This window comes from Rummeliibacillus stabekisii (assembly GCF_007988965.1).
Classification (GTDB): domain Bacteria; phylum Bacillota; class Bacilli; order Bacillales_A; family Planococcaceae; genus Rummeliibacillus; species Rummeliibacillus stabekisii.
Window position 1 is genome coordinate 100720 of record NZ_BJVD01000005.1, and the last position, 22862, is coordinate 123581.

The window sequence follows — 22862 nt, forward strand, 5'->3', positions numbered from 1 at the left end:
AAAAGTTATAAGCGATCTTTAATAATATTGGAATTATTTTATCGGAATAAAATAAATAACAAAAAAAGACTATCCCAAATACGAATAGTCTTTTTCTCTAATACTGCATACTCACTAAATAGCCATCTTCAAAGTAAAGATACTTATCGTAAGAATATACCCATTGTTCTCTTTTACCATCAACAGTGACAGTTGTATTAATTCTTTTAGGTTTACCCCAAGTTGACTCATTTAACACTTCGTAGTCAGTCATACCTATTTGTGGAGGATAGGGTTCTGATGGGGTATTTAAATCAACAGGTTCTTCTTCTTCCTTATTAGCTATTTCAGTATTCTTTCTTGATAATTTTATCGTATTGTAATTTGCCTCCCACTCATTTTTATCCATTGGGTCATATATACTTGTACCTAAATAACTTTTGTCAGTTATTGCTTCAGTGATTTCATTTTTCAATCTTCCTTTATAGAGAGGATTAACATTAATCGCTAAATTGTATGAAGCATTATAGGACCGTTCACCCTTTTCTAAATAATTTCCATACTCATATAATGCTAAAGCTTCCTGATTACTCACTAAGAGTATATTTTCGTATAACTCTTTAACTTTTGCATAATTATTATTATTAATATTTAATGCCATTACATCCAGCAGTTTTGCTTTTTCTTTACTAATTATTCTTTTGACTTTTTTTCGAGTTTTTTCATCAAATAATGTCTGTTCTTTCTGAATGAAATCTTGTTCTTCATTTAAAAATTTTATATTTTTTTCTTGTATTAAACTATTTATAAATTCTTTACTCAATATTGTCACTTCTTTATTATTAGAATCTTTTAAAACTGCAAGTCGAGTGATAAACTCTTTATTTTCTCCATCTTTCAATAAACTTTTCAATTCTTTGATTTCCTGAGAAGTGGCATATTGATGTTTTTGACTATCTTCTGCATATTTGTCTTTTGTATTTTGATTGCAAGCACCTAATAAAATGGTTGATAGCAACAAAATAATTAGTGACATCTTATTCATAGCTATTTTCTCACACTCCTCTCTACTTGAAACTAATTAGAACGTGTGATATGAATTTTCGGTTTTCCGTTAAATCCTTTTTAAATAATTTTAGCATAAGAATTAGTATATAAATAGGTATTTATAAATGTACATATCAGGAGTTTTGTTCTAGTTTAATTTTAAATACTGATTTTTTTAAATCTTTACATAGTTTTTTACTAAAAGTCGAATTTTGACGTATTTTGTATAATTTGTGCTAATTATCTACCCTTGTATCTTGAAAAAAGTACCAATTTGACTTCTCTTTAATTTTTAAATACTAACATATGTTAAATTTAGAATATAAATCAAACTATAATTTATAGGAGTGATATTATATGAAATTAGCAAAATCTTTAAAAGTATTTCTGGCTTTCTCTATCTTTTTCACACTTGTCTCTTCAACTTCCTCAATTTTGAACACTCATACAAGTAATAGTAGTAATGAAGTACAGGCGAAAGGATTCAAATTCCCAAGCTTTAAACCGAAACCCAAGCCTAAGAAACCAAAGAAAAAGGTTGTAAAGACTCTCCCTCCTTTAAAAGCAAAGACAAGAACTTATAAGGGAAAGAAGCAAGTTCAGGCTACATACTATAATGATAAGACTGAATGGGTTAACATTAAAAATGGAGCCTTAGCTAACAAAAAACATACAAAGTCAGGTGTTAAATTTGATTCAAAGGGATTCCCGAAATTCAAATCTTATGGCTCCATTACCTTACCGAAAAAATATTTAAAATCAGTAAATGATACGCAATTTAAACACGCTAATTATGCTTTAGCTAAAAACAAATCTGCTTTGAAAAAGTTTAAAAAATCTGAGCAAAAATTAATTAAAAAAGGTAAAACACCAAAGGGGTACACTTGGCATCATCACCAGACAAGAGGATATATGCAGTTAGTAAAGACGACAAAACATGAAGCAACTGGTCATACTGGTGGAAAAAAAATATGGGGTACTAAATAATGTTAGCAATGTGGTGGGAATAATTCTATTTCCAATTTATAAAAACTAAAAACCCGCTTATCAATTTGATAGGCGGGTTTTATTAGCTGTTCTAAAATTCTATTTCTTTCTATTTAATTTATTTTGTAGTTTTCTTCCAAATTTAGCGGTATAGCTATCAAGTAATCCATCAGTATCCTTAAAATTGATTAGTTTTTCAGCTAATTCATTTAGTTCTTCAGTTGGCCAATCCTCACCATCATCATTCTTTAACTTTACCAGAACTGATTCACCAATAGTCCAAGAAAGTGTATCTAAATGTTTCTTATCAATCCCTCTTAAGGCCATTTTAATAAACCATTCAAGGTCTCCCTTTTCTTCAGCAAATTGATCGAAGCAGTTAGCAATATCTACATAAGACTTGCCTTTTTCCATTAATTTCTCGAATTCTTCTTTAGTGTAAATATGGTCATCTTCCTCGTCTTCTTCATCAAAATCAATCTCTTCAGGCTCTTGTAGTTTTTTTACAAACTCTTCAAAGTTCTTGGCAACTTTTTTTGGTTTACCCCCATCCTCTTCTATATAGAAGACTGCTGGATCGTTTCCTGTATAATTACGATAGTCGAATACGATCCAGTAATTACCATCTCCTGCAAAGACAACAAAGCCTTTATCTAGCTCCCACTCTTCTACAAGGTAGTTAGAATTTCCAATGCCTTCATTTAAGGCAATGCCCTCTAATTCATCAATTATAACTTCTTCGCCGGAGATTTTTAATGTATTGTAAGCAAGTTCTCCGCCATTATGTATTTTCATTAACTTAATATATGTTTCAGGTAATTTAACGCCTAGTTTTTCTTCTACAGTACTTAACTCTTTATCTGTAAAGTCTAAATATGATGGTTCACCTTCAAAAATGTATTCAAACAATTTCTTGTACCCTCCTTTATACTTCACTATTCATTATACTATGTGATAAATCATTATCAAATATTTCCTATTTTAGTAGATTGGTTTATAAATAGAAAAGCGAAAGCTCTCAAATAGAATGCTTTCGCTACTTCAAACACCAGAACTTTCGTAAATGATTACATTGCTATTAGGTTTGATTTACATATTGCTCTTTATAAGGACTTTAATAGATGGGATTAGTCATAAAAGAATACTCCTATATTGATTCATCAATTTTAATAACTAAATTTCTAGTCGGCAATTCAATCGTTACAGATATTACTTTTACATATTGATAATACCGATTGCGTACAGACCTAACAACTATCTCTTTAAACTCTTGATCTGTTACATGTTTTTCAATATCTTGGTCATGGAAACGATTAGAATTAATTTTTATATCAATTGGTTGTACTTGTGGGGGATTATTATAACCTTTTGCCGCATTATCAATTAATAAATCTATTGTAGATTCTATCTTCCATCTATTTTCCATTTCGTATTGTCTGATAATGCCACTTTTTTTACTTGAAATTCTGCTTACTTCTGCTTTTTGGTCATACAATCTTTTGATTTTTTTCTCATTACTTTTATTTAACTTTTCTAATTGTGCAATTTTCTTATCCTTCTCTTTATTAGTTTGTGTAAGTCCCTTAACCTTTGCTTTCAGCTCTTGAATAGTTTTTGATACATCTGTTGAAGCGTCTGCATAATTAGTAGTAAACCCAAACGCAAGTAAAAGTATTAATACTGATACCAATAACATAAACTTTTTCATAATATTCCTCTTTTCCTAGTAAAATTTAAGCGCATCACAATGTAGTTACATGCTCTTTAATTAATTAGATCTATTCATTTTTCGTAATATCATCATTGTGCAAATGAATACCATGCAAATTAAACCTAAAACAAAGTAAGCTGTTGTTTGGCCTGCATTGATAATGTAGTTGTAGGCATCTCCACCTACATAAGCATTTACATTTAATGAGCTATCCGAAAAATAGTCATCATCTGAGTTGTAATTCTCATAGGCAAATAGTTTATAAAATCCCATTCCAAGTGCTGCAATTAAGCCCACTACCCCAATAGTTATGCCAATATCATACCAACTATTATTAGGTTTTGAGTTACCTTGTGATTGAATATTTTCATTTGCTTCCACATGCACTTCTACTTCTTGCTGCTCTACATCTTCTTTTTGCACCATCTTGCTCCCCTTTTCATTATAAAATTCTTACAACTTGTAAATATAGTACCATAAATATAGATCTAAAGTACGTAGCAAGCTGCAATAACTTTTGAGATCTAACGACAGATCTGGTTTAGAATATAAAATAACCTTTTATAAACTTTTGAGCTAATCCATTTAAATTTTTTGTTATGTAGCCAAAGATCTTTTTATAATCCTCTAAGAACTACCCCTATTGTAGATTAAGAGAATTTCCTCTAAAAATAATTTATCATATATAAAAATTGAGCAACTGAACTAAGTTTCAGTTGCTCTTATTAGGTGTATTGTTCCCTTTTGCATCCCTTACTATTTTCTCCATTTCTTTATACTAATCATAATTAATGCTGTATTCTGTTTATTAAACTAAAAAATAGTTTGCACCGTTCTTAGTTATTATTGTTTGGGTTATGGTAATTAACTTGTCTTATATAACACCCTAGTTTGAAATCTAAAATACAAAATAAGAAGTGAAAAAGCTATATTGTTCTCATATAAGTTCTTTTAGCTGGTTTTAACTAAACTTTTTAATATAATTTTTCAATTTCATTTTATCTGCAGTTGAAATTTTCTCATACTCTTCTTTTAACTCAATGTCATCTAGATCATGTTGAATTTGTTCCTTAATTTCCTTTTTACTTTCTCCCAATTTAATTAATACTTCCTTTTTCTTATCCAAATACGATAAGAACATTTCAACATCTAAACCTTCTTCTACTTCTTTTTTTTGCTCACGAGGTAAATTATTAATTTTCTCTTTCTTTTTAAGCGTATTACCATTGCCGCGACTATCTGCAAAATTTTGTTCAACAGCTCGTTTAACATAGCCGGCCGGTTTCTTTACACTCCCCAATTCCATACGGGATTTCGTGTATTTTATATTTGCCTTAATACGTTTCTTTTCGTAATTATCTAGAAGATAAATTATTATTTTATCGCTTACCCCCAATTTTTCAAGTTCCTCTCTAAGATCTTGCTGATCGAAGGGTATCTCTTTCTTCAGAGGGGTCTTTGGAATCCGCTTATCTATTTTAGGGAAATTTTGATTATAACTAATATTAAATTGAATTTTAGTAACAGAACGTCCCTCTTTAATTTCCTTAAATTCAAAAACTATATCTGAGGCTTTTTTTAATTCTTTCTGAGCGTTTAATAAAATACGCTGCTTGAAATTTGCATACAGTTTATAAGTATCATCTGGAACTCCAAGTAAAGATCTTAAATCTTTTAGTGCAAAAACATGTTTACCTACCTTTTGCCATTGTTTAAGTAATTCATATAAACGGATTGAATAAGAACTTTTTAGCTTGGTGATATTACCAAGTTTGTATGAAGTGAAATTTTGTTGGAGCTGAAGTATGTATGGTTTCCAAAATTCATCAAACCTCATGCTAATGGTACCTTCCCCTGTATTGTACGCAACATGTGATAACCAAGAAACTTGATGAAGTGTGTCGCCGATACGAATTTCATATACCTTTTGCATAAGCCCCTTTGTTATCTCACGTAAATCTTTATATTTTGATTTACCTTTAAGATCCAACATTTCTACAAAGGGTTGTATTTGAAATACATATGTATTGATATCTTCATCACTGGGTTGAACATTTGAAAACAATGTTAAGATTAATTTTGATTCTAGCGTAGAAAGTTTATAACTAGATTCAATTAAAAGATTTGATTTTGTTACAAGATTATTTGTATCAAATTGTACTGGGATCTCAGCTAAATCGAGCGTCAGTTGTTCTTGTGCCATATTTAATCCCCCATCTAAATATAACTTTTCTATTATTTATAATGTTATATTTAGATTTTGCCATATTACCTTAATTAATACTAGAAATATCAGTGATAAGGTAAATACTACCTGTTTTTAAGTTAAAAAGTTACTCATTATTTATATTTTTAGGTAACACAAATGACTTTTACAGATTGTGCCCTGTTTTTGTTATATTTAATTTGTCTTTTTAGTTTGGTTACACCCTGTTTTTGTTATATTTAAAATTAGTAATTTCTCATATCTCCCCTGTTTTTGTTATAGATAGCCCTGTTTTTGTTATACACCCACCCCTGTTTTTGTTGTACTTCGACCTGTTTTTGTTATACTTCCCCCTGAAAAAGTTATAGATAACCCTGTTTTTGTTATATTAACTAATGAAAAGTATTGCAGCTGTAAGGTTACTAAACTATGAAAACATTAAAACATATAAAACAATTAAACAAAACATATGTAAAACAATAAAACATTATGTAATAGTTATATATTTTAAGATTTCTAAAATCTATGTGATCATGCCCAATTTGAAATTATGTATATAACTATTTAAATAAGACAATATTAATACTACTTAATTTTTGACGAAATTTAATCATACGTGTTAAGATACGTGTATTAAATTTCAATTGAAAGGAGGACTATGCTTTGAAATCCTTCTCTTCTAAAGAAATCATCCGAAAGCTAAGTGCAGATGGATGGTATTTAGTACATAGCGTAGGAAGCCATCAGCAATATAAACATCCGACAAAAATAGGTAAAGTCACGGTGCCACATCCCAAAAAAGGTTTACCTATAAAAACGGTTAAAAGTATTGCGAAGCAAGCAGGGATTATTATTCAATAATCTCTGCACTTCCTGTGCTACATCTAAATATGCTTAGAAGAAGAGAAATAAAAAAGAAAGGAGATTATATAATATGTCGCGCACGACAGGCAAAGGCAACAAACAAAAAAAGAATGAGGGCTTAAAGCGTTCTTATTCATTTCCTGCAGTGTTTGATTATGACGAGGATGGTATTTCAGTTTCATTTCCTGACCTACCTGGAGTTTTTACTTGTGGAGATGATGAAGAAGATGCATATCGAAATGCCAAAGAAGCACTAGGTTTACATGCATTTGGAATGGAACAAGATTGTGAAAAAATTCCAACTCCATCAAAAGTTAACCAATTATCCCTTGAGTCTAATCAAGCTGTAGTCATTGTAAATGTATTTATGCCTTTAATTCGTGATCGTATTCAGAAAGCTACTTTAAAGAAGACACTAACTATACCTAAATGGATTAATGATTTAGCCGAAGAAAATCATATTAATTTTTCACAGGTTTTACAGGAAGCTCTTAAAGAGCGTCTTGATATAAATGATCCATACGAAGATAACGATTTTCTTTAAATAATTGAGACTTGGATTGAATTGGAAAATAATATATTAAAGAAGAATATACTTAAGAATATACTTACAATAATTATTTTTTGAGGGGACGAGGACAACAATGGAATATAAAAATCGTAGTATTAAATGCATAACATATATAAAAAATTATTTTGATAAACATTTTTTTGAACAATGATATTACAATATTACATTTTAGAAATCGAATTATTAAATGGATAATTAATATTAATTTAAATATCAGGAGGGAACAAAAATGGATTTTATATTTCATGATTATTAAAAGAATTAATTAAGAATTAATTAAAAGCTTTATCAGTATTAATTTAATAAATATTTTGATGTGATAACATTAAATTTTAGATATTCAATAAGGATAAATATTATTTTATAAAATAACAATAAAAACCCCTACAATGTAGTAGGGGTTTTTATTGTTATTTCGTCCTTTTATTGATTGAACATCAAGTATAAAATGATAGTAATTAATATCTTTATTTCATTAGAGCCTGACTTTTAATTTACTATCTTTGCACTGTACGAATTCATTGTACTTTCTTAACTCTTTATCTTTAATTTCTAAGTAACTATTAATTTGATAGAAGATTTTATTGTTCAGATATTCCAAGTTTATCAGCTATCTTTTGTTTATTAAAGGTTGTTGAGTTTTCACAAATTTTGTATGATATCACCAATTTTTTGACCCATCCATTTATCTCTTTTCTATTCGTTTTCATCTAAGCCTTTTAATAACTCTTTTATTGGTGTTTGAATACGATAAGACATATCGACACCAGGATTATTATTCTGCTCTAACTGAACATTATGCTTATAGGTATTTGTATTTTCGAAATGAAAAATAAGTATATACTCTGCTTCCTTAATTTTTCGAACTTCTAATTCTGTTAACGTGTCATTTCTAGTCATCCTACTAATTGCATTATGTAATGCTTTCTGACGATCCTCAACAAAGTCATACCCCTTCAGAAGACTATCTACATTCTCTACGGTAAATGCACTTATAAACGCATCTATATCTTTTTCTAAAAGACCCGTCCGTAGTAATGATAGAGGCATCACTTGCGGGTCATCAGTAGAAGTCCCTAAATCCAAATCCACCATACCCAATTCTTTAGGTAGATGATTGGTAACGAACTCTAGCTGTGTTTTACTAGAGTTCGTTGTATCTTTAAGTTGGACAGCTTCATTTTTAACAGTCTTGGTCATGGATGCTGTCTCTTTTTTAACAGAATGATTTGAGATAACCATCAATCCTACTAAAATTAATATAATAACTACACTTGTTATTACAATTACTTTCCATTTGGCCACTTAACTCACCCAATTCATATATTAATCTGATAAAGGTATTACTGTGCCAGGAGGAACTACATTCGCATAACCATTCCTATAATTCTTGTGTATTTCAAAATGTAAATGAGGACCCGTTATACGACCACTACAACCACTCAGAGCGATTATTTGTCCTTTTTCCACTTTATCTCCAACCTGGACCATATGAGCTGACAAATGAGCATATACAGCTTCATATATTTGTCCATTTACATTATGTTTCACCCAAAGGTAATTTCCCCAGCCTTGGCCACAATTGCTATGAATGTTACCAACAGTTGGACACCCACCAGATTTTCTAGTGACAACACCTGGTGAAATTGCAGCTACTTTTGTTCCTATTGAACCACCTATATCAACGCCATAATGAAATTCTGGACCATACCCTAAGTTTCTCCAGCCATATCCAGAAGTGATACCACCAACCATAGGTTTCATAGCCCCTTTGCCGTTACTAGGAGGGATAGCTCCACTCCCTGCAGAAGCATTATATTTTGCAGCGTTTTTAAATTGATTAGCGTACGATACTACATCATTTCTATATGTAATCGACTTATTATACGCCCATAGTGCATCGTTCTGGTTTGTACTAAAATGGTTTGCTGCTAAATAACGTGCCGTTGACATTATTGCATCTGCTTCGTTCCAAGGATCTGCCTTACCATCCCCATCTCCGTCAGTTCCATATCCTCGGTGAGAATTAATAATAGAGACAGTAGCTAAAATTTTACGACCTGGCGCCGTTGTAGCTAAATACTTACAACCTCCGTAATTCCATCCAATCCAAGTACATGGCATAAATTGAGTTGGTCCAATTGCACCCGCAGAAGAGACATTAACATTAGTACTGAAGCCAGTTTCAACTCTATGAATTGCAGCTAGGAAATACCAAGGTACTCCATATTTCTTTTGCCCAGCTAAATAGTACTTCATAAATTGTGCGGGAACATTAGAACCAGGAGTAACATCAACATCCGAGCCTAGCATCCCTAAATCAACTAATCCAGTAACTACTAACTTATCTCCGTTCAACCATTCTGTATATTGAATTTGTCCACCTGTAGCTTGATACAATGCTTCAACAGTCTTTTTATCTTTGGTACCGTAATTAAACGGTGAACCTGAAAGTACTTTGTTATAGTACGTGTAATCCATTTCGGTCTTCTCACTATTCGTGTAAGTCGACGCTCTCGATTGTGTATCCGTTGTTGTATCACCATCTTGATCACTGGTTTTTGCCCAGCCTGTAGTAGTCTCTTCATTAGTAAACGTTACTGTTCGATCCCACGACTCTACACTATCCATTGAATTTAAAGTAAACGGTGTTTTCTCATTTTTAGAGGTACAGATTTCCGTACCAATTTTATTTTTTTTACACGTTTTAGTTTTAGTTTCAACATAGCCTTTTCTTGTGGTGTAATGAAAAACAGGTTTTAGTGCATCTGCTACTATTTTTACAGCTTTTTTATCAGATACACCGATGTGTTTTTCAGAATCATAGATTTGTAATGCTGCTACAATTAAAGCTGGTGGAACCTTGTAAGGTATTTGCTCAGGCTTACTACTATCTACAGTAGCGTCTGACGCAGTTTGAATATACTCATATAATTCTTTTTCCGGCCCTGTATCTAAAACGTTAGAATCACTCGAAAACATTAAGGTAACAGATACGTACACCAGGAATATAAAAGCTAATATTCCTAGTGTAATTAAGATAAACGGTAAGCCAAGGGAAGCAAGGAAAGTAATAAAAGTACTTACAGCTGACATAGCCGCCTGTGCTACAGCTTTAACGGCAGCCTTAGCAGCTTTTTTAGCTACTTTTTTAGCTAATTTCTTTCCTTGTTTTTTTGCTTGGTCTTTTACAACTTTCGTTACGCCTGATTCTTCTGATTCACTATAGTTTTGCATTATTCAACCACCTACCCTAATAGTCCTTGTTTACGGCGCACCTGATCGGCATACTTCCGTAACTCAGCGGATTTTTGAGCATGTTGTTGATGCTTAGAAGGAACCATATCATTGATTAAACCTTTAACACCCTTGCTGCTAAAGTAATCTGTTGTATCGGAATCATTCGATTTAGCTATAACTGAATTAAGCATATTGCTTTCAGCTTCTAACCGCCCATTCTTCACACTTACAGGGATTGCTACAGATTGATCAGCTTTTATTCTCGTATCTCCTGCAAAAATTGGTGAAATACGATAAGTTTTACCGTCTTTTTGTCCTGTTACATATTGGCTTCCTTTATCAATAACAACTTGTACCTTATCCATTCCTTCTTCAGCAATATTTTCAATGAAGAAGTTTCCAGCATCTACTTTTTGATTTAATACGCTTGCTTTTGGCATGGCTGGTGTATTAGTTTGGCCAGATCTCAGTGGATTTCCTAAGATATTATTCGGATTTGTATTGATAGGTATAGATGAAGGTATTCTTCCGCCACCGCTATCTAAACGGTAACTACCTAGCCCCTTACCGGTATTCATAGGTATTAGCATATCGTTTTGCATGTCCAAGTCTTGGTACACAACGTCCCCTTTGTTCATACCTGAATGACCTGCAGCCATTCGGGAAACCACACGTCTAATTCCACTTTTTGTAAGTACTTCAATATGAGAAGAATCTTGTGTGACAACCTGACGGATTGCTCCGGGTGCTATTTTTGTTTCTCCTCGATCATCAGTAATTGTTTGTGCCATTTGAATAACTTCAGAAGGAGCAGAAATTTGAGACTCGACCTGATTTTTATAAGGAGAATGCTTAACAGCGAATTTCTTAGCTACTTGATAACCTTTTGTCCCAAGTAGCATACCGCCTGCCATACCTGCACTGTTTACAAAGCTATTCTCTGCTTGTACAGCTCCACCTTGATTTATAATAGATTGATTAACCATTCCTTGTTTCCCTGCATTTAGTGCGGCCGGAACGGCTTTTAATATACCTTCTGTTTGAGAAGTAGCAGCTAGTTGATGAGTACCCATTAACACGCCTGCTTTCCCTACTTCTACAGCTTGTTTTAACTCTGGTACTCCTAAAGCTGCTCCTGTAGCAACTCCGGCAGTTTGAGCTAATTTTGTAACTGTTCCTTTCGGTAAAGAAAGTTGTTTCATATCCTGGATAGCATTTTGGAAATTAGGTGCTGAATAATTTGCTACATGTTCTGCATGACGAGCAGGCTCTATTTGTGCCCATTCTGCTTGAGCCTGTGCTTCACTCATATGTGACGGTCTATTCTTTATAAAGTCTGTTTTAGATTGATTGGTTTTTACATGAGCTAGGCTATTTGCAAGAACATTACTATTTGGAACACCTTTACTTGTAAAAAGATCAGGGCTTTCTACATTAGCAACAGCATCCGCACTAGCAGCTGCTAAGTTTGCAACATTGCCAGCATCATCTTTAAGACCCTTAACTGAAGCAGCCATATGATTATTAAAACCTTCTCGCGATACAGGAGAATTACCACCAAATTGGCTAGTATACTCTTTACCTGCAGCAGCAAAATGATCTTTCATACTATCTACTTTTTTGTTAAATGCATTCATTCGACGAGTAGCAAAATCACTAGCAGATTCCCCAGGTTTTTGTGGGTTTTCTTTATCATATTGGTCCATAAATTGTGCTTGATTATCTTCAGCCCATTTTTGAGCCATTGCTGAAGATGAAGCATCGACTAATTGATTACCATTTGCTACTATCCCACTTACTTTCTTTGCATCCGCCCATTGACCTTTTGCTTTTCCCATTAAGGCCTCTTTCTTTTGAGCTTTTACTTCATTAAACTTTTCATCTAGTTCTTTATCAGTCGCGTCAGGGAATTTTTGCTTCAGGTCGTTCATTATGGCTTCTTTATTATCAGTAGCCCACTTATTAGTGTCATTTTCTGCTAATAACGTAGCCATACCTTCATCAAAATCTTGTTCACGTGCTTTGTTTAAATCAGAGACAGCATCTTTCCCTGCTTTCAAACGACTGGCCAGTCCTTGCGCTGCCGCACCACCTACGCGACCAGCTAAACCACCAGCTGCTGCACCAGCCATTGCGCCTGCTTCCGCTCCTATCATTGTTCCAACGGGACCAGTAGCAGATCCTGCAATTGCTCCTGCTGCACCAATCACCGCTTTCCCCATGCGGCTTACCACATCACCAGGTTTAAGCATACGTTCTGCTCTTGACGTCGTACCAATGTCACTTCCTGCTGAAGCAGCCATTGCTTTTCCTTTATCATCAACTCCATCTCCTGAAGCATCCGAACCGTTTCCTTTACCGTCTTTCGTACCTCGATATGCACCTTTTAACGCGCCCATCACAGATTTTCCATCCATAGCGCTTTTGACAGCACCAGCCATACCTCCTAACGCAGCCAATCCCATCATAGAACCTGCTTTAGAAAGAGCATTAGTAGTATCACCGCCCATACCTACGAGACGGCGAAGCTGTTCTGTTAGCGGTATAAAGATAATATAAACAATGACAGAAGCTATAAATCCATCAGTAGATTTTGAAAATATAGCAATTGTCCAAAATACAAATGCATGGATTGTTTGAATGAAAATTGTTCCAGACAATTCTTTGAACCAAGCTTGGGTAATACCTTTCCAACGTGGGAACATCCAGCAAACTACCATAATGGGTCCAATGCCCATTAAAATTACTAAGGTAACTTTCCTCATTAAATAGAAAAAGTTTGCCCAAATCCCTAGTCCTAATAGAACTAACTGAATGACAATCCATCCTAGAATCCCATTTTTTTTATAAGACTTTTTAAATTCTCCTAAAGGACTGTCATAAGCACTAGAAAATATATTTAAGAATGCGCTGTTTATTTCAAACAAAAGATCATATATGAGCGGTAAATTGTACAATAACAAAACAACAAATATTAAATCTTTAGCGCTTTCAAAAAATTCATTTCTCCTACTAGCCATTAGTGAAGAGCTACTAAATCTCATTCCAGCAAAGATTATAAAGATTACTAAAGCAAATCCTGCTATTGTCGTCATCGTATTAAAGATAGGACTGAATGCTTGAGTCAATTCATTTTCTTGAAATGTTGCCCAAACTAATTCAGTTCTGGTGTTCGGCTTACCAAATACTAAAGACTTTAAAGTGTCTATTTCAAAAAATTTAAGAAAACTATTTAAAGCGGATTCAGCTAAACTTTCAAATATGTCCCAAATTTTCTCACCTAAATCTAGCAATCATACTCACTCCTTTCATTGCTAAATTCAGCTAAAAACCGCTTCGACTAAATTTTTGGCGTTTTTTATCGTCTTTTAAAACCGCTTTATTACTAACAACGAAGTCCATCTCGTCTTGCGAAGGATCTGTCTGTAAGTGAACTGGTGACTTACCTACACGTAAAATACCTTCACCTTTATCTGGGTTTTCAAAGAGAATTGTTCGTTCTCCTCTACTTAAATCAAAGTTTTCGACTATATGTTTGTAGTCAACTTTATTTTGCTTCAAGAAGAGGAACGAATGGGTATTTTGAAGAACCCCGCGCGCTTTTTTAGACTCAACGATTCGAACAAAGTCTTGGGAAGCTATACGGAAACCAGCATTTCTTTTCCGGCTTCTTCGTGCCATTTTTTCACTAAAGCTAACCGTTTGTTCATTATCTATAAGAGTCCAAAATTCGTCTGCATAAACAATTTTAGGTTTCAATTCATTTTCTATATTTTTCACGAAATACTCCCAGACATAATTAAGAATTACATGGTATGCAACTGGTCGTAAGAAACCTTCTTCCATTTGTGAAATGTTGAAGTTTACTAATCTTGTTGTATGTAAATCAACATGTATGTCCCTACCAAAATAGGTTTGTCCATCAAAAATAGGTTTACTACCATCTCTTAAGAACGGACGAACAGAAGCAAGTAATCTTTGTGCCTTTGATTCACTACCATAATGCTCAGTTACATAATGAAAAACGTCTGAAACAGTAGGCTCTGGCTTTTTAGCCTTCACTTGAATAATCGTACCGTTTTCTTCTTTGGACCCTTCTGTATAGAGTGAAGAAGGATGAGTTCCATATAAGAAACGAGGATCTTCAACATACAAATATTTCAATGCTTCTTCTAAGTAGTTACGTTCAAAAGGTGATAATCCCTCAGATTCCTGGTTTTTTCCTCTACAAATAATGTCAAAGAAGTCCATAACCTCATTAATTTTTTCTCGAATTGGAACAAACTGAATGAACTTTTCACCATCTCGTTCGATAATTACTCTTTCGTCTCCATTTTCCAACTCATCTAATTCTTCATCTTCTTCATCGAAAGGTATGGTACTTACATTTATCGCTAATGGATTAATACGTATTCGACTTTCTTCAGATAAAGTAATATTCACTCCGCCTAAGCGTTTTACAATCTTAGTGAATTCTCCTTCTACATCAATTAACCGTGAGTAAACTCCCATTCCGGTAGTTTCACGAGCAAGTAATAGTTTTAATGCAAGTGATTTACCACTCCCTGAAACGCCAAATATCGCCATATTATAGTTATCTGGTCTATTTTCTGCTGTTCCGAAGGCATTATAAAATTCTTTTTGACCCGTAATTTTATTAATGCCAATAGGAATGCCTCCATTAAACTTGCCGGAACCACTTATGAATGGAGCAAAGGTTGTTAATGCTCGCCTATCAATATTTCGTGTAGAATCATGTATTTCATTAAGTGCTAATGGTGTAACTGTTCGAAAACCTTTTTTAACACGCCCCCAAGTAGCAGCGAGTTTTACAAAGATGGATGACATTTCATCCTCTAATGCTTCACTGTATTTATCAAGGTAGCGTTCAGATTCGCCGTACATAACACCATTCACACTTACATCGTATAGGTCGTTTTCACTGAATTGAATTTCTTCCATTAAAATTTCATTATCCATAATCTTTGTACGGGCATCAGAAATGCTGTCCTGATTCCCTCTTTTTATCTGGAAATGTAGGTTTGATTTTAAAATGGTATTTTGTTTTTGAAGCATTTTAATAGCTCGACTTTTTTTGGCCTTTTGGATGTCTATCATTAAATCTAATTCGCCGCTTGATAGCATTGCATCCATCCAATTTGTTTTTAACTTACGCGGATAGCCATCGCGGGTAATATAAAATGGACGAAACCACGTTTTTGTACCAAGTGATTGTTTTATAATGCCAAAATCGTCTGAACGATCTGTAATGCCTACTCCTTCTGGACTGATAACGTCCCAAAAGGTAGGAACTTTGTTGATCGGTAAATCAGATTCCTCTAATTCTTGTTCCACTTCTTCTTTCTTTATCTTTTTTGCTTTCACTTTTTCACTTTTAGCGTTTTTTAACTTAAGAAGCTTGGGCATTTTTTTCAATTTCTCCTTTCACGAACGCTATATGTTCCGGTCCTTGATCAGCCGTAACATATAAAGCCAACTGCTCTTCGCTATGAATATCATTGAATCTATTTTTTATAGCTTTACGACGGTTGAAGGCATAGTACAAAACTTCTCCAATCCCTTCAGTTGTCAATAGAAATACTGGCATTTCTGCTTTTTTCAATTGTTGGCGTGCAGCTGATACCCGACGATTTAATTCACTGAATGCTTTCTCAATGATTTTCTCTTCTAATTCGTCATTACTTTCTGCTTTTAAGTCTTTTGCTTCCACGTGATAATCAAAAAGAATGTATCTCTTTGTTTCGTATCGTGGTTGACTAGCTTGCCAGTCCTTTAAATTTCTAATCATACTTAAACCAAAGTCTCTAGCTTCGTAATATAAATCCTCTTGTTCGGCCATCACTTTTTGTATTTCTTCAATAGGGATAGCTAAATCAACAAAACGATTTTGTAAGTAAATTCTTACTGGGTAATTAAATTGTGATAACCATGTCTCAAACCCCATGTCGATTGCTTCTTGTTCTGATTGATCCAATAAAAAATAATTGACCGGTTCTACTTCGGCTATCATTGTAAAATGATTATTTAGGCGGCGAATCATATGATTTTCAATTGAAACAACGTCAGGGAATAAATCTTGAAATGGAGCAGCTTCTTTTTCATTAAGCGGGTTTTCTTCCTCTATGTCCTTCTTAGTCTTTTTGCTTTTTTTCTTTGACTTTGGAATTTGTTTATTATTACTATTTTTCTTAGGTTTTTTTTCTTTCCATGGTAATATGGGTTCCTTTAACATAATCCTAATGAAGATCCATCCACCTATGGCTATTGCAATTAGTAATAGAACATCAGTCATGTACTACATTCCTTTCCTCCATGAGCCATATTGAGTTTTTTTCTGAAATTTAATTAAGTAATAATAGTCTCTGTTCATGTTGTATTTTGGGACCTTTGTAAAGGCTAAAAAAATTACAATAAGTAAAACAGGCAATGCCGCAAGGAAACAAATACCTATTGCAATCAACCAACCAAATAACGAATTTATCCCCATAAAGATAGGGGGTATATACGAATACAAGAGAAGGCCGCCAACAACTAGGTATACTGCTTGTCTGGACGAAACTACCCCTTGTATATTTTTTTGTTCACTTGCCATGTCAATTGGTACATTTGTTATTCTCAAACTAGAACACCTCATTTTTATGAAAAAACACCTTCTTGTTGTAGAAGGTGTTTCTCGATTGTTTGTGATTAACCAATCCCTGTAGCCCAGCCAGCAATCTTGTATGCTTTAAAAATGACATAGATACCACCGCAGGCACATAGAATTGCAGCAATCCCAGCTGTTCGCTTTTGAGCATTCGATCCGCTCCCAGATAAAAGCATGCCACCAATAATTAGCCAAGCAACAGACCAAACACCACCAATACCCATGATTAAGTAAACAACTTGTTTTAGACTTGAAAATAGACCTTTAGTGTCAGCAGCCTTCGTTATACCAGCGTTTGAAATAGAGCCGTCAACACTACCTGCAGCAAGTGCTAGATCACCTGCACCAAAGAAGAAAGCAGCTGCTGTTAGTACTGAAAAACCTAGCATCATAGCTTTTACTTTATTCATCTTTCCACCTCCTTGGGGAACACAGAAAGCAAAAAAACCCCACTTCATATACGACAATAAAAGCGTTACGAAACGCAGTCGTATAAAAAGTGGGGTTTTCCCATGTATGTTCTATTTAATTCCTATTTATAATAACTAAAAAGTAAATTTATTGCAACCTGTTTATCTAATGTAGAGATAATATTCAAAGCCCTCCCATCCTCGTGTTTTTATAAACCTATTATGTTTCTTTCATATTAACATCAATTTATCAGTCTAAATACATTTGTAAAACGCCTCTCGTTATTAGTGAAAAATACCCATATTTTTATAACTATTAGTCAAAAAAACCCACTTCAAACTTACAGAAATGATATAATGAAAAATATTATATTGTTGGAAATGATTATCTATAAGGGTTTTTAAATGAATTGTTCGTTAACTTAAAAGGGGGATTTTTAAATGAAAATTATTCACTTATCAGACATACATTTTACAAAAAACTACGATGCTAATTATATTTTAAATAAAAGAGAAGAATTTATTAAATTCATTAATAGTGTTTTAGTAGAGGATAAGCAGATACTATTTTTAATAGCAGGTGATATTGCAAATATAGGTCATATCAAAGAATATAAAATAGCAGAAGAATTCTTTTTAAGTATTGATGAAGAATTAAAAAGTAAAAATGAAGATGAATTAAAAATTGACTTTGTATTTTTACCAGGTAATCATGATTGTGAATTAAAAGAAGAAAATGAAATTGTAAGAAATTCTTGCTTAATGAACCTTAAACAATCACCTTACTTAATTGAGGATGATAATTTTAAAAATATAATAATTGTTCAAGAAAATTTTGAAAGTTTCGCGAATCATTTCCATCAAACTTGGAAATTAGTTGAGAGTGTATATGAAAATAGTTTAGCAAATGTTTTAAAATTAAAAATTGGTGAAAATTTCTTGGATTTACTAATTATGAACACATCATGGGTAACAACCAGAAAAGAAAAGCCCGGGGAAATGATATTTTATTTAAAGTACTTGAAAGAAGCAATTGATCATTTGGAAAACCCTAGTATTGCAGTAATGCATCATCCTACACATTGGCTCGAACCAAATAATAAACGGGAGGTTGAGGAATTATTAAATTCTAAAGTAAATGTCATTATATCTGGTCACGAACATTCTCAAACAGAAAAATTGGCTATTACTAAAAATGATAATGTTACCTATTGGATAGAAGGTGGGGCATTTCAAGAACTACATAATCCAGATGAAAGTAGTGAATTTAATTTAATAGAATTCCAAGAAGAAAAGCATAACTTAAAAATATCGCATATAACTTTTGATAGGATGAATAAAATCTATAAAAACCAAAATATAGATGATGAGAATTGGATTTCATATAAAAAAAATAAAATAAACAGCACCTTAGTTTTTAATGAACAGATAGAGAGTTATCTATTAGACCTAGGAATACCCTTATCGCACCCTAGAAAAAAAGATATTATTTTGGAGGATCTATTTATCTTTCCAGATATAGAAGAGTTAATATATCAAAATGACACACAAGAACTTATAAGAAATTTAAAAATCGATAGAGTAATTGAAGAGGATAGGAAATCAACATTTTTAATATCTGGAGAAAAGGACTCAGGAAAATCTACAATTTTAAAAACTCTTTTTAAAAGAAGCTATCAATCAGGAGGTTACCCCCTTTTAGTCAATGGAGAAAATATAAATTCTTCTTATGGATTTGATATACAAAAATTAATAAGAAGTAATATAGATAGAGTTTATTCTCGGGAAGATTATCAAAAATATTTACAGTTGGATAAAGATAAAAAAATTCTTTTTATTGATGATTGGCATTCATGTAACTTAAATGGCGTTTCTAAAAAGAAATTTCTAGAAAATGCCAATAAATATTTTGAACAAATATTTCTATTTACTGATTCCGAACTCCCATTCGAACTTTTATTAGGAAATAATGAAGATGAAAAGTTACAGTTAAGAAAATTAAAAATTTTGGAGTTTGGCCATGTTAAACGTGATGAATTTTTAAAGAAATGGATTCTACTTGGTCAGGAGAATGTTATTGAAAACGGAAGATTGTTGAATGATTTAGATAAATATAAAAGAGCTATGGAACCCATCTTAAAAAATGGATTTGTCCCAAAATATCCATTATATATTATGGTAGTTTTGAATTCAATAGAAAGCCAAAATACCCATAATTTAGATAAAAGTTCAAATGGCTACTATTTTGAGGTTTTAATAAAAGACTCTTTATCTAACCTAGAAATAGACTTTAATGAAACTGAAAAGTTATATCAATATCTAACTGATCTTTCTTATAATATCTATCAATTGGATTATGGAAATAGGATTACTAATGCTGAATGGAATAATTTCCACAATAGACATCTAGAAAAATATGATATGGACCCAAGTCAAATAAATTTTGAAGCCATAAAAAGAAAGTTAATTTCAGAAAAGGTAATACGCGTTAAAGAAAATCAATATGAATTCTATTATCAGTATGTTTTCTACTTCTTTGTTGCTCAATATTTTGCTCGAAATATAAGTAACAATAAAAGCATTGAGGCAGAAGTTTTAGATTTGATAAATGATATTCATATTTCACAGAATGCAAATATTTTAATGTTTTTAACGCACCTCTCAAAAGACTCTAAAATCCATGATAGTTTATTAACTGGCGTAGAATATTTATTAGAAAATAATCCAGAAAGTAGGTTGGAGGATGATTTTACGTTCATTAATAAATTGTGCACTCAAATAATCATTCCTCAAATAAGTGCAGACTTAGATGCTCTTGAAAACAGAAATAAATTAAATGAAGATTTAGATAGATATGAATCATCATCGAAAGACGATGGGCCGGATGAAGAATATAATGATGAGATTTTAGAGGAAATAAATAGAGCTAATAAAGCTTATAAAATGTTAGAAGTTATTGGTCAAATTTTAAGGAATTATTATGGATCTATGGAAGGGGATATAAAATTAGAATTAGTTAATCAACATTTTAGTTTAGGTTTACGGTTAAACCATTGGTTGATTCAACAATTAGAGAGTATTTCTTCTTTACTTATAGAAAATATTAGTGCTTATATAGATAAAAAAAATAATGTAACCAGTGAAAAGGCTAGCAAAATCGCGAAGCAATTTGTGCATGTAATGGCGAGCATCATTACTTATAATAATTTATGGAAAGTTGCTAACTCGGTTGGTACAGAAGATTTAAAAAGGACTTTTGATAGAATTGAAAAGGACGATGCTAGTGTAGCTAAAAGATTGATTAATTTATTAATTAAGATTGAATATTATTCTGAGTTTCCGTATAAAGATTTAGAAATATTTATGAAGGAAAATGAAACTAATTATATTGTAAGAAGCATAATTGGAGAAGTCGTGAGGAGATATCTTTATTTAAATGAAGTTAATAGAAGCGATAAACAAAGAATATGTGACATTGCGCATATAAAAATAACAAAGAAAAGTATAGTTCAGAATACAATAAAGGAAGTTAATAGATAATTTCATAATATTGTGTTTAACCCCATAAAAAAGAGCTGTTGATTAATAAATATTATAAAAATTAGTTTCTACGGGCCATTTTCTTTTGCAAACAATTAATTTACCCCATTGTCTAAAGGGTGGCCCGCAGATTATTTACTCTAATTAACTTAGCCTTTATCCTTCTATAATCAAAAAAGAAGGTGGAGAAAAACGATTTATTTTTCTCCACCTTCTTCATTTTAGGGACTTTTTAGACAGCCCCTTCATTATTTATGAATTCACCATAGAACTTGCAAGTTCTTCAATTACTTTTGCTGTTTTTACTACATCTTCCGCAACTAATAAGTGCGTGCAGTTTTCAAACGAAATCACTTCAGAATTCGGAATCTGTTCCTTCATGTATTCCGCTGTTTCTTTTGAGTAAAGTGTACTCTTTTCTCCATACACAATTTGTGTTGGTACAGTGATTTGAGGTAACACGTCACGATAATCGCCAACTGCCATCGCATGCCACATTGCCGCTAATACATGAGGGGTATTGCCGTTGACTACTAAATTGAGCTGCTCTTCCATCATTTCACCAGTCAAGTATGGGACGGTCACTTTAAAGAAAGACTTTGCGAATTCCATCAAGCTATCATTGATCACTGTCAAATCATTCAATGAGTCTTCCCGCGTATATTTACCGTGATAAAGACCTAAATTCCAATCCTCTTCATTGACTAATTTTGGTGTCATGTCGAACAGCGATACGGCCTTCAATCTGGATACACCGAAGTTTTTTACATACTCGAATGTCGTAGAAACCCCCATCGAGTGTCCAACTAATGTGACATTCATCAAGTTAAGATGCTCCATTAGTTCTTCCAAATCGGAAGCGAATCTCTTCAATGTCAAACCATGCTCCGGGCGATCAGATGCACCATGTCCTCTCAAATCAAAAGACACTACATTGAACTTTTTGCTCAATTCTTCAAATGGTTGATCGAATGCTGTATGATCCGATGACCAGCCATGGACGAGCACAATCGGTTGTCCTTCTCCTTTTTGCTGATAATACAATTTGACGCCGTCACTTGTTTCTAAAAATGCCATGATCCTTTCCTCCTTCTTGTAGGTCTCAACATAAAGTTGTTGTTAAATTGTTTATAAAAACACTCTATTGCATAACTTTTTCTACCATAAATAAAGTTTACTCCTGCATTATCTGAATAAGGTTGCCGCATGTATCGTCGAAGACAGCTATTGTGACTTCGCCCATTTGTACAGCTGTAGATGCTATTTCTCATTTATAAAAATTAATATGCATTCGTTATATGACTTCCCCATTCACGGTTAGGTTGCAACCAACTAACGCTTCTTTCCACAATTAAATCATCCAGTCTTACTTCGTAATCCTTGCGGTATGGTTTAGTAAATTCTTCATCAAGCCAGCTATCTCTCGTACCTTTCCATGTTTCATAAATGAGCAGTTCATCCGGTTGATCCAGATTATCCGAAACAATAGCGCTAATAAATGCCTTTTCGGATGACATCTCCTCAATTAGAGAAAATAGCTCCTTGCGGAATTCTTCTTTCTTCCCTGGTTTAGCCTTAAAACGAATATTGAGTTGAACTTGTTGATTGGTCATATTGACTCCTCCTATAAATTTTATATT

General features: G+C 32.9%; 18 protein-coding genes and 1 pseudogene. 4 read left to right on the top strand and 15 right to left on the bottom strand.

Translation table 11 applies throughout. From position 1 onward, the window contains the following. Positions 1-97 precede the first annotated feature (97 nt). A complete protein-coding gene (locus RST01_RS10520; protein ID WP_147196618.1) occupies positions 98-1024 on the bottom strand; it encodes a hypothetical protein in 927 nt (308 codons plus the stop codon). 359 nt (positions 1025-1383) lie between these two features. Here RST01_RS10520 and RST01_RS10525 point away from each other — a divergent pair, with 359 nt between their 5' ends. Next, the gene (locus RST01_RS10525) at positions 1384-2013 is read left to right on the top strand and encodes an HNH endonuclease (RefSeq protein WP_147196620.1); all 630 of its coding nucleotides are present in this window, start codon (positions 1384-1386) and stop codon (positions 2011-2013) included. Positions 2014-2112: 99 nt separating this feature from the next. On the opposite strand, the gene RST01_RS10530 is transcribed toward RST01_RS10525, so the two are convergent. The 4 genes from RST01_RS10530 to RST01_RS10545 form a co-directional block, all read right to left on the bottom strand. Next, the gene (locus tag RST01_RS10530; RefSeq protein WP_184117606.1) at positions 2113-2922 is read right to left on the bottom strand and encodes an SMI1/KNR4 family protein; all 810 of its coding nucleotides are present in this window, start codon (positions 2920-2922) and stop codon (positions 2113-2115) included. A 238-nt stretch (positions 2923-3160) separates the two neighbouring features. Further along, complete coding sequence (locus tag RST01_RS10535) at positions 3161-3721, bottom strand: hypothetical protein (RefSeq protein WP_147196623.1); 561 nt, start codon at positions 3719-3721, stop codon at positions 3161-3163. Between the two features lie 60 nt (positions 3722-3781). After that, positions 3782-4150, bottom strand: coding sequence for a hypothetical protein (locus RST01_RS10540; RefSeq protein WP_147196625.1), 369 nt, complete (start codon positions 4148-4150; stop codon positions 3782-3784). A 535-nt stretch (positions 4151-4685) separates the two neighbouring features. Further along, positions 4686-5927 carry a replication initiation protein gene (locus RST01_RS10545; protein WP_147196627.1) on the bottom strand — a complete coding sequence of 414 codons (1242 nt, stop codon included), beginning with the start codon at positions 5925-5927 and terminating at the stop codon, positions 4686-4688. A 666-nt stretch (positions 5928-6593) separates the two neighbouring features. Here RST01_RS10545 and RST01_RS10550 point away from each other — a divergent pair. Both RST01_RS10550 and RST01_RS10555 read left to right on the top strand, forming a co-directional pair. Beyond that, complete coding sequence (locus RST01_RS10550; protein ID WP_147196628.1) at positions 6594-6791, top strand: type II toxin-antitoxin system HicA family toxin; 198 nt, start codon at positions 6594-6596, stop codon at positions 6789-6791. A gap of 73 nt (positions 6792-6864) precedes the next feature. Beyond that, positions 6865-7338 (top strand): type II toxin-antitoxin system HicB family antitoxin, encoded by a 474-nt coding sequence (locus RST01_RS10555; protein ID WP_147196630.1) that lies wholly within the window; start codon positions 6865-6867, stop codon positions 7336-7338. A gap of 723 nt (positions 7339-8061) precedes the next feature. Here the strand turns inward: RST01_RS10555 and RST01_RS10560 are convergent. From RST01_RS10560 to RST01_RS10590, 7 genes are all read right to left on the bottom strand, one after another. Next, positions 8062-8670 carry a hypothetical protein gene (locus RST01_RS10560; RefSeq protein WP_147196632.1) on the bottom strand — a complete coding sequence of 203 codons (609 nt, stop codon included), beginning with the start codon at positions 8668-8670 and terminating at the stop codon, positions 8062-8064. A 21-nt stretch (positions 8671-8691) separates the two neighbouring features. After that, complete coding sequence (locus RST01_RS10565) at positions 8692-10602, bottom strand: peptidoglycan DD-metalloendopeptidase family protein (protein WP_147196634.1); 1911 nt, start codon at positions 10600-10602, stop codon at positions 8692-8694. An 11-nt stretch (positions 10603-10613) separates the two neighbouring features. Further along, on the bottom strand, positions 10614-13898 hold the full coding sequence (locus RST01_RS10570; RefSeq protein ID WP_147196636.1) for a TrbL/VirB6 family protein: 3285 nt from the start codon (positions 13896-13898) through the stop codon (positions 10614-10616). 31 nt (positions 13899-13929) lie between these two features. Continuing rightward, positions 13930-16032, bottom strand: coding sequence for a VirB4 family type IV secretion system protein (locus tag RST01_RS10575; protein WP_147196638.1), 2103 nt, complete (start codon positions 16030-16032; stop codon positions 13930-13932). Continuing rightward, entirely contained in the window at positions 16016-16918 is a 903-nt protein-coding gene (locus tag RST01_RS10580) for a hypothetical protein (protein WP_147196640.1), read from the bottom strand. The genes RST01_RS10575 and RST01_RS10580 overlap by 17 nt, the downstream gene beginning before the upstream one ends. Positions 16919-16921: 3 nt before the next feature. Beyond that, positions 16922-17245 carry a PrgI family mobile element protein gene (locus tag RST01_RS10585; RefSeq protein WP_147196642.1) on the bottom strand — a complete coding sequence of 108 codons (324 nt, stop codon included), beginning with the start codon at positions 17243-17245 and terminating at the stop codon, positions 16922-16924. Between the two features lie 68 nt (positions 17246-17313). Next, positions 17314-17682: a hypothetical protein gene (locus RST01_RS10590; RefSeq protein WP_147196644.1), complete on the bottom strand. Its 369-nt coding sequence runs from the start codon at positions 17680-17682 to the stop codon at positions 17314-17316. 441 nt (positions 17683-18123) lie between these two features. On the opposite strand from RST01_RS10590, the gene RST01_RS10595 reads away from it, so the two are divergent. Then, positions 18124-21222: an anti-phage protein gene (locus tag RST01_RS10595; protein WP_147196646.1), complete on the top strand. Its 3099-nt coding sequence runs from the start codon at positions 18124-18126 to the stop codon at positions 21220-21222. 252 nt (positions 21223-21474) lie between these two features. On the opposite strand, the gene RST01_RS10600 is transcribed toward RST01_RS10595, so the two are convergent. From RST01_RS10600 to RST01_RS10610, 3 genes and pseudogenes are all read right to left on the bottom strand, one after another. Continuing rightward, positions 21475-22299, bottom strand: coding sequence for an alpha/beta fold hydrolase (locus RST01_RS10600; RefSeq protein WP_147196648.1), 825 nt, complete (start codon positions 22297-22299; stop codon positions 21475-21477). Between the two features lie 97 nt (positions 22300-22396). Then, positions 22397-22468 (bottom strand): annotated as a pseudogene (locus tag RST01_RS10605) (VOC family protein); the annotation flags it as partial. Between the two features lie 34 nt (positions 22469-22502). After that, positions 22503-22835, bottom strand: coding sequence for an antibiotic biosynthesis monooxygenase family protein (locus RST01_RS10610; RefSeq protein WP_066303880.1), 333 nt, complete (start codon positions 22833-22835; stop codon positions 22503-22505). Between the last annotated feature and the right edge of the window lie 27 nt (positions 22836-22862).

Coding starts and splice junctions, on each gene's coding strand:
- RST01_RS10520 (WP_147196618.1), bottom strand. CDS start 1,024: ATGAATAAGATGTCACTAATTATTTTGTTGCTATCAACCATTTTATTA.
- RST01_RS10525 (WP_147196620.1), top strand. CDS start 1,384: ATGAAATTAGCAAAATCTTTAAAAGTATTTCTGGCTTTCTCTATCTTT.
- RST01_RS10535 (WP_147196623.1), bottom strand. CDS start 3,721: ATGAAAAAGTTTATGTTATTGGTATCAGTATTAATACTTTTACTTGCG.
- RST01_RS10540 (WP_147196625.1), bottom strand. CDS start 4,150: ATGGTGCAAAAAGAAGATGTAGAGCAGCAAGAAGTAGAAGTGCATGTG.
- RST01_RS10545 (WP_147196627.1), bottom strand. CDS start 5,927: ATGGCACAAGAACAACTGACGCTCGATTTAGCTGAGATCCCAGTACAA.
- RST01_RS10555 (WP_147196630.1), top strand. CDS start 6,865: ATGTCGCGCACGACAGGCAAAGGCAACAAACAAAAAAAGAATGAGGGC.
- RST01_RS10565 (WP_147196634.1), bottom strand. CDS start 10,602: ATGCAAAACTATAGTGAATCAGAAGAATCAGGCGTAACGAAAGTTGTA.
- RST01_RS10575 (WP_147196638.1), bottom strand. CDS start 16,032: ATGCCCAAGCTTCTTAAGTTAAAAAACGCTAAAAGTGAAAAAGTGAAA.
- RST01_RS10580 (WP_147196640.1), bottom strand. CDS start 16,918: ATGACTGATGTTCTATTACTAATTGCAATAGCCATAGGTGGATGGATC.
- RST01_RS10590 (WP_147196644.1), bottom strand. CDS start 17,682: ATGAATAAAGTAAAAGCTATGATGCTAGGTTTTTCAGTACTAACAGCA.
- RST01_RS10595 (WP_147196646.1), top strand. CDS start 18,124: ATGAAAATTATTCACTTATCAGACATACATTTTACAAAAAACTACGAT.
- RST01_RS10600 (WP_147196648.1), bottom strand. CDS start 22,299: ATGGCATTTTTAGAAACAAGTGACGGCGTCAAATTGTATTATCAGCAA.
- RST01_RS10610 (WP_066303880.1), bottom strand. CDS start 22,835: ATGACCAATCAACAAGTTCAACTCAATATTCGTTTTAAGGCTAAACCA.